This is a genomic window from Undibacterium sp. 14-3-2, from assembly GCF_016595265.1.
GTDB lineage: Bacteria > Pseudomonadota > Gammaproteobacteria > Burkholderiales > Burkholderiaceae_D > Undibacterium > Undibacterium aquatile.
Genome location: NZ_JAENGS010000009.1, coordinates 99,524 through 117,335 on the forward strand (window position 1 = coordinate 99,524; position 17,812 = coordinate 117,335).

The following is a 17,812-nucleotide window of genomic DNA, read 5'->3' on the forward strand; positions in this document are numbered from 1 at the left end:
AAGTTTGTCGCTCAATGTGACAGCAACGATAAATAAAATCAGGCGGCATCGATTCAGTTGAGAATCTGTTGCCATTCGTGTGATTTTTCTGCAAACGAGCGCATCGCATTGGCCGGCGAAGAAGAGGGTAGCACCAGCGTCTGATAGCCTTGCGCCTGAAACCAGCTTTGTATTTTTGCTGCCGTTTTGCCATTAAAACAAACCCGTCTGAGCTGCGGATAGTCGCGCCGCAATGTGGCAAAATCATTTAACTGCCCTTCGCGTATCGCTGCGTCCAGGCTGCCCTGACGCACGCAATGACAGAAAATATCCCACAGTCCTATCCCATGCGCTAACAGCAGTTCCAGTTTTTGCGGGTACTCACAAACGACCAGATCTTGTTGCAACACTACCGATAACAATCGCCAGAGCTGATTAACTCATGGTCAATTTGACGCTAGCTCGCAGCCAATAGCTGCTATTCAATGATAGTCAGACGCTGAGTCATAGCCACCGAGATATACGTCCAAGTGGTAATTGGCGAATATCGTCATTGCAAATAGGGAGTGATTTTAAAAAAATTTTAGTGCAAAATAGAATTTCTTTATTTGCAATAAATTTTCATGATCAACTTACCCCGTTTACTGATTGTCGTTTTTCTTGTCTTGCTTGGTGGATGCGGTGGTGGAGGTGGCGGTTCTACAACCGGCACGCCTACGCAACCGCCGGTCACACCGCCCGTGATACCTCCAGTTGAAAGCCGTCTCACCAAAATTATCCTGAAAAGCGATGCAGGTGACGCGATTGGCTTGGGACAAAACTACGCATACAGTTTAAGTGATGCAAAGATTTCAGTGAGCAGCGACCATAATCGCTTATTAGTTCTGGTAGAAGGTGATGAGTCCTGGATAGGAGTATTCCAGACCGGCGGATCGACGCAAAACCAACTACAAGTTGGTACGGTGACTAACGTTCAGCGATATGTCGATGGCATGGACTGGGGAGAGAGCGGACTCACTTGGTGGGGTGAAGGGCGGAGGTGTTCAAGTTCCTATGGCTGGTTCAGTATCGATCACGTGAAATATATCGGCACACAACTCAGAGAGGTCAAGGTTCGCTTTGAGCGTCAGTGTGATGGTGCAGCCGCAGCTATGCATGGTGAAATTACGTACTATGCTGACGATACCACCAAACCGCCGCCACCCGTTGCGCCTGCGCCAGCTTCGCTGTGGCGTCCACCGGCTGATGTAGCTAACAGTGTCGGCAACTATGCGTATTTTGAAAGCGATGGTGGTGATTATGTTGGCTTAGGAAAAACATGGCGTTATGATCAGCGAAGCTCCAAGATCGATGTTGTCGGGGATAACGTTAACTTGAATATTACCGTTAATGGAAGCGACCTTTGGTCTGCTGAACTACGGGGGATGTACGGTTTTAAGATTTTCCAACCTGGTTACTATCCGGGTATACATGGTTCGCGTTTCCACAATCCGGTTAAAGGGGGCATGAGTTTGACTGGCGCGGGGCGAGGTTGCAGTAAATCTACAGGTTGGGTGGTGATTGACTCCGTAACAAGCGACACGACAACCTTACTAGTGACCGCCATCGATCTACGTTTCGAGCAGCATTGCGAGGGCCGAGCTGCCGCCCTGCGTGGAGTGATTCACTGGAAATCACCGTCGCTACTGCCGCCTGTCGCAGTCAATACAGAAGTCGGTTCTTGGTATGCACCGGCGGCAGCGTTGCCTGTCGGCGGAAATTATCTGTATATGCAAAGCGATGTGGGTGAGCCGCTGGCCAAAGGTCTGATCGATCTGCAAACCAACTCGACCGCCACGTTCAGTGTCGACGCGCAGGATAACCGTCTGGCCATTAACGTGCATGGCGCTCACTACTGGAACGTGAGCCTGGCACCTAAGCCAGGACAAAGTCAGTTTACTGTCGGAGACTATGGTAATTTGACCCGCGGTGCGCTCACTGTTTCGCTTGACGGCTACGGGGAATTTTCACCGCAGGGTTGGGTTGTCATCGACAGTATCAACTACTCGTCAGGAAAGATTGTGGCGCTGGATTTACGCTTTGAAGAACTTGGCAATAACCGGGCTGGTAATGCTAGCGGCCTGCTGCATGGGCAGTTGCATTGGCGAGCCGGTCAGTCTGACAACTTTACCGGACCATCGATGTCTGTACCATCGCTGTTTTGGCATCCTGAGGCAGGCAATACACCTTCGTCGGGAAACTATATTTATTTGGAAAGCGACCGTAGCGACTATCTTGGTGACGAGTCTTCCAGCCAGTCTTCCCACCTTTACACGCCGTTAAACAGCTTAATCACAGTCAGCGGTACCGGCAATTCTGTCTCAGTGGAAGTGAAAGGCGACAAGATTTGGAGCGGTAGCTTTGCAGCAATGAGTAATGCAACTCAGATTTTGACCGGTTATTATGCGGGCCTCAACAATTCTGCGGTTTACAATCCTTCACGTGGCAAGTTCAATTGGGGCGGTAATGCGCGTGGCTGCAATGAAGCCACTTCCGGGGTGGTTGTCGATAAGGTGACTTATTCTGGGAACCAATTGATCGAATTACTCATGCGTTTTGAGCAGCACTGCGACAACGATCCTGGCCCAACCCGTGGCGAAATCCGCTGGATGGCGGAGGACATGCGGCAACCGTCTGGGCCAGCACCGATTCCTGCGGATTTATGGCGGGCACCAGCAGGGTCTTTGCCGACAAGTGGTAATTATTTATATGTGCAATCCGACCAAGGGGACCGCATTGGTCAAGGTAGGACTGTACTAATGACCAATAAGGACACCCAGTTTTTTGCCAGCTTGACTGCGCTGTACAACAACGATGCGTATTTTGGGTTATCGATGGAGTCCTCCAAAACCGGATTAAGAATTTGGAGCGGTGCATTCCAGACCATGATAGGAATGAAGAAGTTCCAGACGGGTTTCTATGACTATGTAATGCGTATTCCGTTCCAGAATCGGGCATTCGGTGGATTGAGTTGGTCTGCGAATGGCGTAGGTTGCAATAACTCAATCGGCTGGTTTGCAGTGGATAAGGCGGTTTATGTCGGCGAGACGTTGACCCATTTTCATGCCCGATTTGAGCAGCACTGTGAATATCTCACGCCTTCGTTGCGAGGTGAACTGAATTGGGAAGGGCCAGCGCTGACCACAGCTTTAAGGACGCAGAGTTCATATGATGAGGCTTCAGCCCGGAAAATGCGTACGTTGATTAATAGTAAGTGAATCTTGCAACGGCAGTGCTTCAGATTGAAAAACACTTCAATGTAAACAGACAAACTGACACAACTTTTTCCAGGATTGCAGCTTTTGCTCGAATGCAAGCGTATAGGCTGGGCTTGACGATGGCAGTAGAATTATCTGGTAGCGACTGGCGATTGTTCCGAGTTGTTTCAAGCCGTGTTTTGCTGCGGTACCGCCGTTGAAGGCAATCGTTTTCAAATGTGGCAGGGATTCGATCATCCCTGCAATGTCGTTATCTAGGTGGTTTTTTATTTGGCTGTCAAGGCTTCCTGTGCGATTTGCGTTTGCGATGACATCCCATAAACCAATGCCATGTGCGAGCAGGGTCCGCAGGCGAGCTTCATAGGGTAGGCTACGTAAATCAACATGGATCACCGCACCGAGCAGTTCCCAAAATTTGTTGTGACGAAACGCATAATATTGTTGCGCATCTAGCGAAGCTTGCCCCGGAAAACTCCCCAGTATCAGGGTGTGGGTTGCCTCATCGATAACTGGGGGAAATCCCGATAAAATTATTTGACTCATTTGTTGGTTTGTTCGTTCTTGCAGTAACAAGCGCTGAAGTTCGTGCTTTTGCTGCTTATTTTTTGTGATCTTCGTTCTGTTTGTGCGCCGGCCGGCAAACATTATGATGCATGGCTATACTATTGTGTATGCCGCTCGGTGCAACAGACGCAAACGCAGCCTGAGAAACTTTTCATCTGTCGTGCAGTCTGAACATTACCGAGTGTGATCATAGTTGTATTGATGTTTCGATGAATAAGGAGATCGCAATGAAAAAAGTCTTGATACTGACTGCTGTGGCGCTGCTGAGCGCTTGTGCCCAACCGAATAACTCCGGCAGCGTCTATCGCGCCAGCCAGACGCAGAATGAGCAAAGTGTGCGCATGGGCTATGTGGAATCGGTACGCGAAGTGACCATCGATAAAGGGCAGACCGGTGTCGGCACGGCAGCAGGCGCGGCGCTTGGCGGCATTGCTGCCGGTTCCAGTATCGGCGGCGGTAACGGTTCGATCGCTGCTGGCATAGTCGGCGCGGTGGCAGGTGGTCTGATCGGCCAGAAAATCGAGCAGAGCAATAGCCAGAAGCGCGGCCTCGAAATTACGGTCAGGCTTGACAGCGGCGAGTTCAGAGCCATTACGCAAGACGCCGATGAACTGTTCCGCGTCGGCGAAAGAGTGCGCCTGCTGTCGAATGGACGCACGACGCGTGTGACGCATTAACTCATTGCAATACCGAGCTTGGTCAGAAGGAATACGTTACAAAAATCTGCATATTGAATCATTGTAACTAAATGAAATAAATAGTAGTCTTTATGATACTGTTTTGTTTCTATCCTGACCATCTTGCGAAAGCACGGAGAACCAGATGGAGTGAGCAGATATTTCGTTTGTTGACATGTCAAAGGAGAATCCATGAAGAAACTTCGTTTAGTTTTGTTTGCCGCGACAATGCTCACTTCTGCGGCTTATGCTGGACAGGTCAGCGTCACCTGGCTAGCACCCGAGAAATATACTGATATCAAAGCCGCCGTTGGTACTGATAACGTATTTCAGGATGTTGTGACTGGCGAGCTCGGCATCGTTTTCGCGGATCTCGCAAAAAAATTGCCTGACGATGTTAAATGGAACGTGACAGTGACTGACGTTGATCTGGCTGGCGAAGTTCTTCATGCCAAGGGCGTTACTGGAAAAGATGTTCGTGTCATCAAAGATGTCTATTTACCTCGGATGTCGGTAAGTTACAGTATGGTTGATGGCAAGGGCATAAAAATTGCCGAGGGTTCAGATGAGATTAAAGATATGACTTTTTTGATGAAGGGACCGCACATAGCCTCTGGACATACCGTGCTGAAATATGAAGAAAAAATGCTGCAAGATTGGTTTAAGAATCAGCAGCGGGATAATAAATTCCCAACGAAGTAAACATCATATTTTCTTGTATGTGTCCTTGCCGATAAAGGTTCGTGGCGGACACGCGGCAATTGAGAATATGGTTGATTTTCTCGTCGACAACGGAAAACCCGCTCATGCATTTGAACGGGTTTTTTTATTTTTTTACTGCATAGTTTCCGCTGACTGCTATTCTGATGGTTTAGCAACATTTAAGTTGGTCGATGCATCTGGCAGGTGATCGCAGTAAGGTTCAGCTCTACTGGGGTACGGCTTGATTTGATTCAGGAGAAAAGAGATGAAAAAGATTAGTCTGACTCTGCTTATCGCGAGCGCATTGACATCCCCTGTGTATGCGGGCGAAGTCAGTATCACCTGGCAAACACCGGAAAAATATACGGATATACGCCCTTCCAGCGAAACCCGCGAGGCATTTCAGGAGCGCGTGGCGAAAGAGCTGGGCGAGGTTTTTGTCGATCTGGCGAAAAAATTACCGGACGACGTGAAGTGGGCTATTACGGTCACCGATGTCGATCTCGCTGGTGATGTCCACCCGATGATGCGTGGTACTGCGAATGATATTCGTATCATCAAAGAAATTTATTGGCCGCGCATGTCGCTCAGTTATCGCATGACCGATGGTAAGGGCGCGACAATAGCTGAAGGGCAGGAAGACATCAAAGACATGAATTTTATGATGGGAATGCATATTCCATCCGGCCACACCAGCTTTGAATATGAAGAAAAAATGCTGCAGGACTGGTTCAGAAAACAGCAGCGGGATAAGAAATTTCCGACGAAGTGATCATTGATTTTTTTCTGCAAAAAGGGAAGTGTTCCACTGAAAACACTTCCCTTTTTTTATACATGAATTACTTTTTCAATGCCAAAGTGCTATAGACCATTTGTTATTGAAATAATGTGATTTTAGTTTTGCTTCGGGATGTCTGATTTCTTTATTGTTTGTCTTCCGGAATATAAACGATAGAGCCGTCTTTCATGCGGTAGGCGGTGCCTGCTTTTGCTCCTTCGCCCTGGCCGATAGCGCCGCTGGATTTATAGTGTTCTATTGTTTTGCCTTTTTTAATCATCATTTCCATGTTTGGCTTTCCTGGATCCGTGATGATAGTGACATCCTGTTTGCTGAATGCGTTTAACAGCGGATTCTGCGCGACTGTAATAAGTAGTGCAGCAATAATGACCAGAAATATATCGATAATATTGACCACGGAGAGAATAGGATCATCGCTCTCAGGTTCATGTAATAGCTTCAGGCTCATGCTGTTTTCTCTTTTTGAATTTCCACGATTTCTTCTGCCAGCCAACGACGTTGAACATTAGCAATCCAGTAGGTGATGCTGGCGGCGATCAGTGCGATGATCACGACGGAAAAAGCCACCGTGAGATTGCCCGATACTTTCGCCAGATTGCCGTCAGTTAATGATTTTAGTGCTGGTCCCATAGGAATCATCGTGCCAATGAGCCCCAGCATAGGCGCGATGCGACTGGCGATGCGTGCAGGTTCCAGTAATTTGTGTGCAAGCAAATCAAGTTCGTCTGATGTGGTCTCCGCATTCTTGCGAACATGCTGCAGCAAAGGAAACCCCGCCAGATGTTGCGAGCGACGACGACGTTGCAGTGCTTGCAGAATGAACGAGCCTAATGCATAAAATGAATATGCAAACATCGCAGCGACCAGTACGAGTACAGGGAATAAGAACAACTGCCCGATCTGATACATCAGTAGTTCAAGAGTGGAGGTTGGCATTATTGTTTTTCCTTTTTTGGAGATGGTGTGGATGAGGATGTCTCTGATGTGCTTGTTACCGCCGCTCCGGAGACAACGCCGCCTATAGGCATGGCGCAGGGATCTTCGCGTTTTGTGCGCGGAGTAAACCAGACCAGATCAAAGCCTGTTGTGTCGTAATCCTGCGGCGAATATTGACCTTCATTGATTTCGACATAGGCGACGGCAAGGGTACTGGCATTGCTTTTCAGGTAGCGGGGAACGGCGAGGTTACGCCGCACATGTCCGGAGCCTGCGATCAGCACGACAGGGCCTGCGCTTGCCTCAATAGCGTCCGCCATACGCGCGTCGCGTGCCCGTTGAGCGGTGACTATCGCGGCAAGTTGCGCTGGTGCCGGGCGTTGACCGCAATGCCCTTGCACGATTTCATTTTCTAATGCAGCGATCTGGGATGTATCTGCCTTCGGTAAGTCTGACGTCATCGTGCCCATAGCAATGGCGCGTGCATCTTTGCGTGATAAATTTGCGGCGATAAATGACCAGTCATGTGTTGCTGCGAAGGTGATCAGGCTTTTGTACATAGGCCATCGCCATCCTTTACGATTGAGCATGCCAGCGTCAGCCAGCTGTTCTGCATCTTTTACGCCTGCTTTAACGGCTGCGCTCAGCGCTGACTGATATTCGGAATCGAATTGTTCCATCGCCAGCGTCAGAGGTACTTTCCCCTGATGGCGTTGCTGAAGTGCTTGCAGGGCTTGCAGTTGCAACTGATGATGAAAAGTGCTGTCGTGTTTTTCACCCAGGAGTACATAACGGCTGGATGCTGCTGCATTGTAAGCGGCGTCTTCGCTGACAAAGCTATTTGAACGTGTATCCCAGATACGTCCCTCCAGCGGATGTGTTGTTTGAGCCATCGCGGCCAGGCTCATCTTACTCAGCAGCGTAGCCGCGACGAATGAGGTCCAATGATATCGGTTTGTGTATTTTTTCATCACGATGTTGACTTTCTCCATTGGCGCCAGGCGCCGATCAAAGGAAATAAAATGAGAAGAGCGATGGCCGCAATCATTAACTGTCCCAGCGTTTCAACGACCTTCTGCGAAACGGATTCCAGTTTCATTCCGCTGATTGTTTGTGTTGTTGCAGGTTTCGTCTCTGTATCTGGCTTGGGTTTTGTGATGGTTTGGGTAGCACGCGGCGTTTTGGCTGCATTCGCTGCTGCTGTTTCCTGAGGATTAGTTTTTGCTGATGCCGGAGCATCAAGTCCAAGGCCGCTGAATCCTGCATAGGCTGCCAGTTTCGCATTGTCAGTTTTAACGTCGTAGGTCTGAGCCAGCTCGCGATAGCGTTGCTTTAACTCACTGACTGTGGCGGCATCTGCCTGCCAGTAACCGCCTCGCGCCGCTTCCAGCATGCGTGCTATGGTCTGCGCGAGTGCATGGGGGTTCTCACGTTCGAACCAGTCTTTTAAGCCAAGCTGATGCTTGTCACGTACATAGACATCGACAAATTCCTGCCATTGATCATCCCGCACGATTTCCCGCGCAACAGAAGTCCATCCCGCAAAGTTATTCATACTGTCGAGTACCTGCAAGGTGCCCGCATACCCCTCAGACATCAGCCCTTTGATATATCCGGGATGGAAGTTACGCGTTGCCAGTTCTTTCGCGAGAAACTGCGCGGCACCTTCGATTTTGCCGCTACCGGATTCGCGCAGGTTGGAAATGTACAGTTCAGGTGCGCGTCCATCCAGATGACGCACAGCAAGCGCAATACCGCCAAGATATTGAAACGGATCATCTGTCGTGAGCATGCCGTACAGATTAGATGTTCTGGAGAGAATCGCGCCTTCTGTACCTTTTAAGTGAGTGGCGTAGAGATTGCCGGGCTTTCCATTACTCAATTCTGTTGCGCTTTTTCCCCAATCAGCTTCATCGGGGCCATACGCATATTGCATACGGTTTAAGTAAAGTTGCGCCAGTTTTTTGTCGCCTTCCGCTTTGCTGTCCCAGGTATCGGTTGCCAGCGCTGCGTCGTCAAGACCTGTACCGTACTTGCCGGATTCAGAAGCAAAAATTCGGGTTTTGCTGGCCTTGTCTGCCGCGGCCGTTGCCCATCCTTGTCTGACTAATTGCTCGTTGATATTGCGGGCGTTGATTGCCACCGGATTATCTGCCTCATTGGCTTCCGCAGCGAGTTTCGCAGCCTTGGCGAGAATTTTCATCGTGTTAGGAAAATGATCGCGATACAGACCTGTCGCTGACAACACAACATCGACCCTCGGGCGTTTCAATTCCGTACGTGACACCAGTTTTACGTCAACAACGCGACCGCCCTGATCCCATACCGGCTCAACTCCAAGTCCCCACAATGCCTGTGCTTCGAGCATGCCCTGATGGCGCATTGTTTCTACCGACCATAATGAAAAAGTCAGTTTTTTCGGGGCGTGTCCCGATTGCCGGATATGGGTCGCAATTAAGTTCTCCATCGTTTCCTTACCGGCTTCCCATGCTGCTTTAGTTGGGATGCGAGATGGATCAAATGGATACAGATTACGTCCGGTTGGTAAGGATTCGGGATTTTTGATCGGGTCTCCGCCATACGATGTCGGAATGTAGCGGCCATCCAGTGCTGCGAGTAATCCGGCGGTCTCACTGGTTGCCGCAAGATCGTTGTACCACTGCCGACCTTTTTCTATCGCCTCTCGCAATGTCGGTGTGAGCTTGTCATCCGGTTTGCCGTCGATAATATGCTGCTTCAGTAACTGATAGGCCGATGAACTGCTGAGTTTCAGGTAGTCGTTGACCAGAGCCTCGTCGATATCGTCGCCCGGAGCGGCGGCTGCTTCCCAAAAAGATTTTCCCAGCATCAGCATGACTGTGCCTAGCCGCCATTCCTCTGCAGCGCCTTTGCCAAATGTATGCAAGCCCATCGGTTGTGCTGTGCGAGCCAGTTCGTGCAAATGGTCATGTAATACATTGATGAAACCGGCAAAATTTTTGCTGATCTGCTGCGCATCCCAATTCATATCTTTGTCGAGACGTTCTTTTTTAACCAGCGAAATCAGTTCAGCCTGTTGTTTCTGTTTGACCATGCCTTCATCTTGTGCGAGCCATGCATGCAGTAAATCATGAATATGTGTCAGCGTTTCGTGCAGGCCAGCAGGCGCAAATGGTGGCGTCTGATGTGAGATGGTTACGGCTCGTCCGCGGCGCTTTGTTTGCAGCGCTTCCCCGATGTTATCAACGATGTAGGGATAAATCACCGGTACATCTCCGATCGCCAACTGAGGATAGTCATATACAGAGAGACCGCGTTCTTTCCCTGGCAACCATTCTTGTGTGCCGTGAGTTCCGTAGTGAATTAAGGCATGCGCGCCAAATTGCTGACGCATCCAAAGATAACTCGCCAGATAAAATGGCGGTGGTGCGACGACGTTAGAGTGATACAGCAGTTTCTCTTTATCACTGCCACGTTCGCTGCGTGGTGCTTGTGGCATCAGGATGACATTACCGATTTGCAGACGCGGAATGGCGAAATATTTCCGACCCTGACGTTCCACGACCATAGTCGATTTTTCGGGGGCTCCCCAGTCTTTCAAGATCCCGGCACTGACTTCTGCTGGCAGGCTACTGATCCACTCCCGATAATTTTCTAGCGGCATCAGGTCGGCCAGACCGTCATCAATCAAGGCGTTCAGTTCACGATTATCCGCAGGCGGGCGATAGAACGGTGCCAGCAAACGTTGTAGTTGCCGTGTCAGTTCTTTGTCGCCAGGAGTATCTGTTTTATAGCCAGCGAGTTTGAGTGCGGATAGCGTTGCATCGAGACTCTTAGGCAAATTCAGATAAGAAGCCGACAGATTTTTTTCGCCAGGCGGGTAATTCCAAAAGAAGATCGCCACTTTTTTATCGGCGTGCTGCATGTTTTTCAGCTTGGCGAGATTAATCGCCTTAGCCACGACAGCGGACGTTTGTTCTGCGATAGGAACAATCTGATCATTTTTTTTATCGGTAGCGGCAGCGATCTGTATATCGCTGACGCCCGCATACTCCGCCTGCGCCATGTAGAAGGGAACATCCATCAGGGCGATACCATGCGGATCTTTTTTCCAGTCGGCGATATCGCCTTTTCGATAAGGCATTGCTTGTATGACGGGAATTCCCAGGGTTTCGAATTCTTGTTTTCGCCCTTCCGGATTGAGCATGATTTGCGTATTGATCAGCACATCTGCAATAGGCTTACCGCCGGGAGCGATCATGCTGCCGATGGCATCGGCATCCATCACCGGACTGTAAAACGCAATCGGTATCGCGCCTGCCGCTTCAATGCGGTAGATCATATCGTTGACGAAGGCGGTTTGTTCTGCAACGACATATTGCTGATGCATAGCAATCGCGATTACAGGACGATGCTGCGTGGGATCGACTTGCTTCCACTTCAGGTAGGCCGCAGCATTGGCAAATACTAGTCCGGGCGCACGAGGATGGTAGATGGCTGACTTTGGAAACAGAATTGGTTCTGCGATCTGTTTCCATGAACGTCCTGCAAGGTATGCAGAGAGTGTTTCAAAAAAGTGCTGGTAATTGGGTGTGCTGCCGTTGACGTAATAAGTGTTAAGACGTTTAGCAAGCGGCTCAGGTAAATTTTTCCAGACGGGCTCGGTGGTGTGCAGCCAGAGCGACGGTATTTTTAAGCCGGATAAGGCATTGTGCAGTTGTGCCTGAATAGCTTCGCGGATGTGATCACGCGGGGCGTCAAACATAACGATGTCGTAGCCGTTGAATATACTCGCATCCGTGCTGGCAGGAAGTTTCTCACTGTAGCGGGTATCGATCTTGACACCATGCGCACTGGCTAATTCTGCGAGCATGCGGAATTTTCCCGGCGGAACCGGGCTGCTGGTGATGATCAGTATATTGGTTGCCTGCGCTGTTGTGCAGAGCAGGCAGGCTAAAGAAATCAATATAACAAGTAAGCCATACAACCGCTGTACCCACGATGTTTTGCGTTGATATAAATTGGGTTTAAAAAAACGTTGAAAAAAGCTGGGTGTGGCAGATGTCATGGCGAACTTGTCAGAATGCATTAGTGAAAATCAGAACTGGTATCGGTAGCTGACGCTGAAATTACGTCCAGCCTGACTATATGCATCCAGCGAAGCGCTGTTCGCGCTGACAGCGCGAACATCCGCCCACAGGAAATATTTCTGGTTCAAGAGATTAAAAACACCCGCGTTGATACTCGAGTTTTTATCGATGTTGTACCAGACCATTAAATCCAGAACCTGATAACTGCCGGGTGAAAACGACGATGCGCCATAAGGATTCCGTTTCTTGCGCTCGGCAGCACTCAGATTTGCCTGTGCACCGTAATGCTCTTCGTTGTAACGCAAGGACAGCACAAGTTTATCGGGGTCAATGGTTTCCAGTGGCGTGCTTTTACCGTTGGAATTCTGATCGCCGCGTGCATGTGCGTAGCTTGCACTCAGCATCCAGTTTGGCGAGAAGTTCCATTCGCCGCGGGCTTCGAAGCCGTTAATTTTTACATCAGATAAATTTACAGACTGAAATACCGTCGGGCTCGCTAATGTACCGGCACCTCCGACTTGCACATTACTTGCGATGAAGTTTTTGTATTTGCCATGAAATATGCTGGCGCTGTAACTGAACTCTTGCGTACGCCCACGCAGACCAAATTCCAGCGAGTCGCTGATTTCTGGTTTCAGGTCGGCGTTACCGATGGCGGTGTATGGTGGATTTGCTGTGAGGTTGGTGACGCCGCCATTGACCTGGCTAGGCGTTGGTGCACGAAACCCATGCGCATACTGCGCAAAGGCGTTCAGTACCGGTGAAAATTTCCATATAACCCCCAGTTTCGGTGATAGCTCATTACCTGAAAGTGTGGTGGGGGCAATTGAATTGTTGACCGCATACAAAGCATCAGGCTTTGGCGTCAATTTAAAACTGTCATAACGCAGACCCGGTATGATCGCCAGATTGTCTATGCTGATTTCGTCCTGAATAAATGCACCCAGCAAACGATAGTCTGTATCCGGAAAGCTCTTATTGACCTTGAACCCTGCCGTACCGGTGAGCGAAACACCGTCGCGCATGTTATTGCCTTCTTTCAGCGACTCGACTTTCGTCAGCGACGCATCAACCCCGTAAATCAGACGATGTGCGACAGCGTTGCCGAAGTTGCTTTCCAGTTGCAGATTACCGCCAGCGACTTTCTCTCCGTACTCGGTATCACGAGTCCTGCTGTTCCACCCGCTCGTACTGCTTCTCGCTTCATAACCCCATTGATGATTCTTGGAATGCTGACCATAAATGCTCGCGCTGGCGCTCTGGAACAAGCTGTTATCGGTATTGGTGTAGTCGTAATCGAGTTTTAGCAACTGGCGAGTGATATTTTCTCGGGTTTTCACATCATTCAATCCCGCCGCCGCAAAGGAGTCGCCGAAAAAACTCAATGGAGTGGTGGAGTTTTCTCTGTCCAGGTTTTCTGCTGTTAATTTAAAACGATTATTGCGATCTTTTTTGATCACCATTTTTGCCAGCACATAATCAGAACTGGTTTCTGCTGGGTTCGCAGTTGTGCGGTTGATGTTCGCACTATCGTTTGAACCGCCTGTTTTTGTTTCATGACCGCGTCGCAAGCTTGCCAATATCATTGCTTCGACAGTGTCGCCACGAATGGCAAAGCTGGGAACCAGCGACCAACTGCGATCGACTGAGTTGTACCCGCTCTTGAATGCAAACTGCGTAGGCTTTCCTAGTGTCAGTAAATCTGCCGGGTCCTTCGTCAGAAAACTGACTGCACCAGCGAGGCCATCACTACCAAACTGAGTCGAAGACGGGCCGCGCAGGATTTCAACACGCTTATATGCCTCAACGTCAATGTAGTCGCCACGTCCGGCAGCGTAGGGTCCCGATGAGTAGGTGGATGGCAAGCGAACACCATCCACTTGCAGGCGCACCTGATCGCCCTCCAGACCACGGATATTGACACCTTCATTCCCGGCTCTGCCTGTGGCACTGAAGACACCGGATGCACGATTTGGTAATACCCGGACGGAGACTCCGTTTTCATAGCGCATCATATCCTGCAGATTGACAGGCATTTCGCGCTCCACCTGTTTTTGCGTAACGCTGCTGATGGTGGCGGCGACATCATCTGCACTTTGCTCAATACGCGCGGCCGAAACAACGATTTCTTTTAACTGAGTTTCTGCTGTTTGCGCATGTAATACAGGCGAGAAAAATAATGGGAAAGGAAGGGCAGCAATCGCGGCGCAGAGCGGGCGAAGGCGTGGTTTTTTATGCACGGTGTATCTCCTGGCAGTGATGATAAAAAAGTTGCTGACCGGCTGCCTGAGATGAAAAGTGTGGGATACGCCGGAATATTTGCAAATGCAGATGATAATGATTCGCATTTGAATAGTAAAGGACTATTTATGAATCTGATGTATTTGCTGCCAGAACTAAGTGTTACTTCCCTATTGCACAAACAGCTACCAGCAGATTGTTTTTGCTGTACTTGTCGTTGATATCTGCAAAAAAAATCCCGCTCATTTGAATGAGCGGGATTTTTGTTTTTCAGCGACTGTCTGATGTCGCTGTGTTTTTCTTACTTACTCAGCAGCATTTCATTCAGACGTTTCACAAAGCTGCTAGGGTCGGCCAGGTTACCGCCTTCGGCCAGCAAGGCCTGGTCGAACAAGATGTGTGACCAGTCAGCGAATTTCGCTTCTTCGTACTTCAGCTTTTGCACCAGCGGGTGATCCGGGTTGACTTCCAGAATCGGTTTCGATTCCGGCGCAGCCTGACCAGCCGCTTTCAGCATACGGGCGAGGTTACCGGAGAGATCATGCTCATCGGCAACCAGACAAGCTGGCGAGTCGGTGAGGCGGAAAGTGACGCGGACATCTTTGGCTTTATCCGTCAGTGCCGCTTTCATTTTTTCAACCAGATCCTTGAACTCGGTTTCGGTTTCTTCGTGTTGCTTTTTCTCGGCTTCATCTTCGAGCGTGCCGAGATCCAATCCGCCTTTCGCAACGGAGGCCAGTTCCTTGCCTTCAAATTCAGTCAGGAACGACAGCATCCATTCATCGACGCGATCCGTCAGCAATAAAACTTCCACACCTTTTTTGCGGAAGATTTCCAGATGCGGACTATTTTTTGCAGTCGCATAGCTTTCAGCGGTCACATAGTAAATCTTGTCCTGGCCTTCTTTGGCGCGGGACAGGTAATCGGCCAGAGACACGTTTTGTGCGTCGCTGTCGTTGTGGGTGGAAGCAAAGCGCAGCAATTTAGCGATGCGGTCTTTGTTGGTCGCATCTTCGCCTATACCTTCTTTCAGCACCTGACCGAATTCTTTCCAGAATGTGGCGTACTTATCTTTCTTCTCTTGTGCGTCATCACCGTCAGCATTGGCGAGGTCTTCCAGCATGCCGAGTACGCGCTTGGTCGAACCATCGCGGATCGCCTTGATATCGCGGCTTTCCTGCAGAATTTCACGCGACACATTCAGTGGCAAGTCGTTGGAGTCGATCACGCCTTTGACGAAGCGCAGATAGACCGGCATCAGTTGCTCAGCATCGTCCATGATGAACACGCGTTTCACATACAACTTGATGCCGCCGCGTTTGTTGCGATCCCACAGATCGAACGGCGCGCGCGCCGGGATGTACAGCAATTGTGTGTAGTCGCTGCGACCTTCGACGCGGTTATGTGTGTGTGCCAGTGGAGCGCCGAAATCATGCGAAATATGTTTGTAGAATTCGTCGTACTGTTCTGGTGTGATATCAGACTTGCTGCGCGCCCACAATGCGCTGGCCTGATTCACTGTTTCCAGTTCGTCTTTCAATACCTGTTCTTTTTTCTCTTCATCCCATTCTTCTTTCTGCATTTTGATCGGCAGTGAGATATGGTCGGAGTAAGTGCGGATGACGGATTTCAGTTTCCATGCCGACAGGAATTCATCTTCGCCTTCGCGTAAATGCAGAATGATGTCGGTACCGCGATTGGCCTTGGCGATGTCTTCGACACTGAAATCACCTTCACCGGCAGATTCCCAGCGTACGCCTTCGCTGGCTGGCAAGCCTGCACGGCGAGATTCCACCGTGATGCGGTCGGCGATGATGAAGCCGGAATAAAAGCCAACGCCGAACTGGCCGATCATGGCAGCGTCTTTTTGCTGATCGCCAGAGAGTTTGCCGAAAAATTCTTTGGTGCCGGATTTGGCAATGGTGCCCAGATGCGCAATCGCATCTTCTTTGCTCATGCCGATACCGTTATCGGAAATCGTGATTGTGCGGGCCGCTTTGTCGAAACTGACTTTGATACTCAGTTCCGGATCATTTTCAAATAAGGCGGCGTTGTTGATCGCTTCAAAACGTAATTTGTCGGATGCATCAGACGCATTCGAAATCAGTTCACGCAAGAAAATTTCCTTGTTGGAATACAAGGAGTGAATCATCAATTGCAATAACTGTTTGACTTCGGCCTGAAAGCCAAGAGTTTGTTTTTCTGACATATTTTTCCTCAAAGATTTCAATATTGTGATGATCTGGTCACGCTGATTCCCGTGCAGACGTGGGCGGATAATTCGCTCTCCTCGAAATGAGGCTGATTCCGGCGATTTCAAGATCTGCCTCTGTGTGCAGTGCAAACAATCAAAAAATTGCATTTTTATAAATCTTCGCTACACTCAGAGGCATGTCGCTCGTTTTTGAGTTCTTCCTGTAAGGAATAAAAAATGCGCCAATTGCTTTTCCGGGTTACGATTTTTGCCTTATTTTTATTGATGGCATCGTCTGCGAACGCTGTCCGTCTGTATCTGACCGAGGTTGCGCCGTTTGCATTCGTGGTGGAAGGCACTAACCGTTATGACGGCATCAATATCCGCATTGCGAATGAGCTGCAAAAGCGCACCGGCATACAGCTCGATGTCATGGTTGTTCCTACTCCGCGGCATGTGGTGCTGTTTCCTGCCGATACGGAGGCGTACAGCATTTCTCACCGTGAAAATTTCACCGACGACGATGGCCTGATCCTGGCGGAGGTGACGCAGTATCCTGTGGTGGTGGTCGCAAAAATTGGCGTCGTGATGACGAGTTTTGATGACGTGATTACGCAATCACAGGACAAGGGAATAGGCATGTTACGCCGTATGACCTACGGCACGTTTGGTCAGGACGAGCGGGTCAAGAAAGTCGATATCAGTACGCTGGAAAATGGTTTGCGCATGCTGGACGTCGGGCGTATTTCAGGCGTGGTCGGCAGTTTGCCCGCGATTTTGGCGGCAGCGGAAAAAATTGGTAGCAAACATTTAGTCGTCTCGCGGCTGGTGATTACGCACGGAACACATGTACTGCGCGTCCGCCCCGATTTCGCCCTGAGCCGCAATTCCAGAATGCTGACTGCGGCATTGGCGACGATGCGCAACGACGGTACGATCGCCCGCATCATGAGCGATTTTCTGAACGATCCGAAAGCCGGTATTCCACGCAATAAATGACAGCAAATGCGGCATCTGCACTCTTGCCGTTCCCGGCTATTTTCCTTCACTGCACGCCTGTGCAGTCGCTACAGAGCATTAAATATACTCCCGGGAGTATATTTTGATCGCCTTTGTTTATAAGGAGATGACGCGTAAATCGAAGGATACTCCCCCAAAAACCTCTTTTTTTGGAGCGGATATGGGCTTGCGCGCTTACTTTTTTCTGCTCTTTCTCAGCATTGTTTTTAGCTGTGCTGATGTTTCTTTTTGCCAGTGTTGATAAGTGACGATGTATCCCGGCAAACCTGGCAGCGAAATTTTTCTGAATTACATTTTTCTTTCCCTGAAGGCAACGTAAAATGCGGCACTGAGCCAATACCAATCCGGTGTTGCAAACGTCCATTTTGACTTTT

The 17,812-nt window shown here is 49.6% G+C and carries 12 protein-coding genes and 1 pseudogene; 5 read left to right on the forward strand and 8 right to left on the reverse strand.

Translation table 11 applies throughout. From position 1 onward, the window contains the following. Positions 1–53 precede the first annotated feature (53 nt). A pseudogene (locus Undi14_RS17665) lies at positions 54–404 on the reverse strand (DNA-deoxyinosine glycosylase); the annotation flags it as partial. Positions 405–602: 198 nt separating this feature from the next. Between Undi14_RS17665 and Undi14_RS17670 the strand changes: the two are divergent. Beyond that, positions 603–3,236 carry a hypothetical protein gene (locus Undi14_RS17670; protein WP_200181975.1) on the forward strand — a complete coding sequence of 878 codons (2,634 nt, stop codon included), beginning with the start codon at positions 603–605 and terminating at the stop codon, positions 3,234–3,236. A gap of 36 nt (positions 3,237–3,272) precedes the next feature. On the opposite strand, the gene Undi14_RS17675 is transcribed toward Undi14_RS17670, so the two are convergent. After that, positions 3,273–3,779 (reverse strand): DNA-deoxyinosine glycosylase, encoded by a 507-nt coding sequence (locus Undi14_RS17675; RefSeq protein ID WP_200182037.1) that lies wholly within the window; start codon positions 3,777–3,779, stop codon positions 3,273–3,275. A 248-nt stretch (positions 3,780–4,027) separates the two neighbouring features. Here Undi14_RS17675 and Undi14_RS17680 point away from each other — a divergent pair, with 248 nt between their 5' ends. The 3 genes from Undi14_RS17680 to Undi14_RS17690 all read left to right on the forward strand — a co-directional run bounded on the left by Undi14_RS17680 (position 4,028) and on the right by Undi14_RS17690 (position 5,951). Beyond that, on the forward strand, positions 4,028–4,477 hold the full coding sequence (locus Undi14_RS17680) for a glycine zipper 2TM domain-containing protein (protein ID WP_186885934.1): 450 nt from the start codon (positions 4,028–4,030) through the stop codon (positions 4,475–4,477). Between the two features lie 192 nt (positions 4,478–4,669). After that, the gene (locus tag Undi14_RS17685) at positions 4,670–5,179 is read left to right on the forward strand and encodes a DUF3016 domain-containing protein (RefSeq protein WP_200181978.1); all 510 of its coding nucleotides are present in this window, start codon (positions 4,670–4,672) and stop codon (positions 5,177–5,179) included. 265 nt (positions 5,180–5,444) lie between these two features. After that, positions 5,445–5,951, forward strand: a complete 507-nt coding sequence (locus Undi14_RS17690; RefSeq protein WP_200181979.1) for a DUF3016 domain-containing protein — start codon at positions 5,445–5,447, stop codon at positions 5,949–5,951. Between the two features lie 151 nt (positions 5,952–6,102). Here the strand turns inward: Undi14_RS17690 and Undi14_RS17695 are convergent, their stop codons facing one another. The 6 genes from Undi14_RS17695 to htpG form a co-directional block, all read right to left on the reverse strand. After that, positions 6,103–6,420, reverse strand: a complete 318-nt coding sequence (locus tag Undi14_RS17695) for a DUF2149 domain-containing protein (protein WP_200182040.1) — start codon at positions 6,418–6,420, stop codon at positions 6,103–6,105. 2 nt (positions 6,421–6,422) lie between these two features. Beyond that, entirely contained in the window at positions 6,423–6,914 is a 492-nt protein-coding gene (locus tag Undi14_RS17700; protein WP_223827085.1) for a MotA/TolQ/ExbB proton channel family protein, read from the reverse strand. Beyond that, the gene (locus Undi14_RS17705; RefSeq protein ID WP_200181981.1) at positions 6,914–7,885 is read right to left on the reverse strand and encodes a ChaN family lipoprotein; all 972 of its coding nucleotides are present in this window, start codon (positions 7,883–7,885) and stop codon (positions 6,914–6,916) included. The genes Undi14_RS17700 and Undi14_RS17705 overlap by 1 nt, the downstream gene beginning before the upstream one ends. Continuing rightward, positions 7,885–11,961 carry a cobaltochelatase subunit CobN gene (gene cobN / locus Undi14_RS17710; RefSeq protein ID WP_200181982.1) on the reverse strand — a complete coding sequence of 1,359 codons (4,077 nt, stop codon included), beginning with the start codon at positions 11,959–11,961 and terminating at the stop codon, positions 7,885–7,887. The genes Undi14_RS17705 and cobN overlap by 1 nt, the downstream gene beginning before the upstream one ends. A 30-nt stretch (positions 11,962–11,991) precedes the next feature. Beyond that, positions 11,992–14,223, reverse strand: coding sequence for a TonB-dependent hemoglobin/transferrin/lactoferrin family receptor (locus Undi14_RS17715; protein WP_200181983.1), 2,232 nt, complete (start codon positions 14,221–14,223; stop codon positions 11,992–11,994). 302 nt (positions 14,224–14,525) lie between these two features. Then, on the reverse strand, positions 14,526–16,433 hold the full coding sequence (gene htpG / locus Undi14_RS17720; protein WP_200181984.1) for a molecular chaperone HtpG: 1,908 nt from the start codon (positions 16,431–16,433) through the stop codon (positions 14,526–14,528). A 222-nt stretch (positions 16,434–16,655) separates the two neighbouring features. On the opposite strand from htpG, the gene Undi14_RS17725 reads away from it, so the two are divergent. Then, the gene (locus Undi14_RS17725) at positions 16,656–17,417 is read left to right on the forward strand and encodes a hypothetical protein (protein WP_200181985.1); all 762 of its coding nucleotides are present in this window, start codon (positions 16,656–16,658) and stop codon (positions 17,415–17,417) included. The last annotated feature ends 395 nt before the right edge of the window (positions 17,418–17,812 follow it).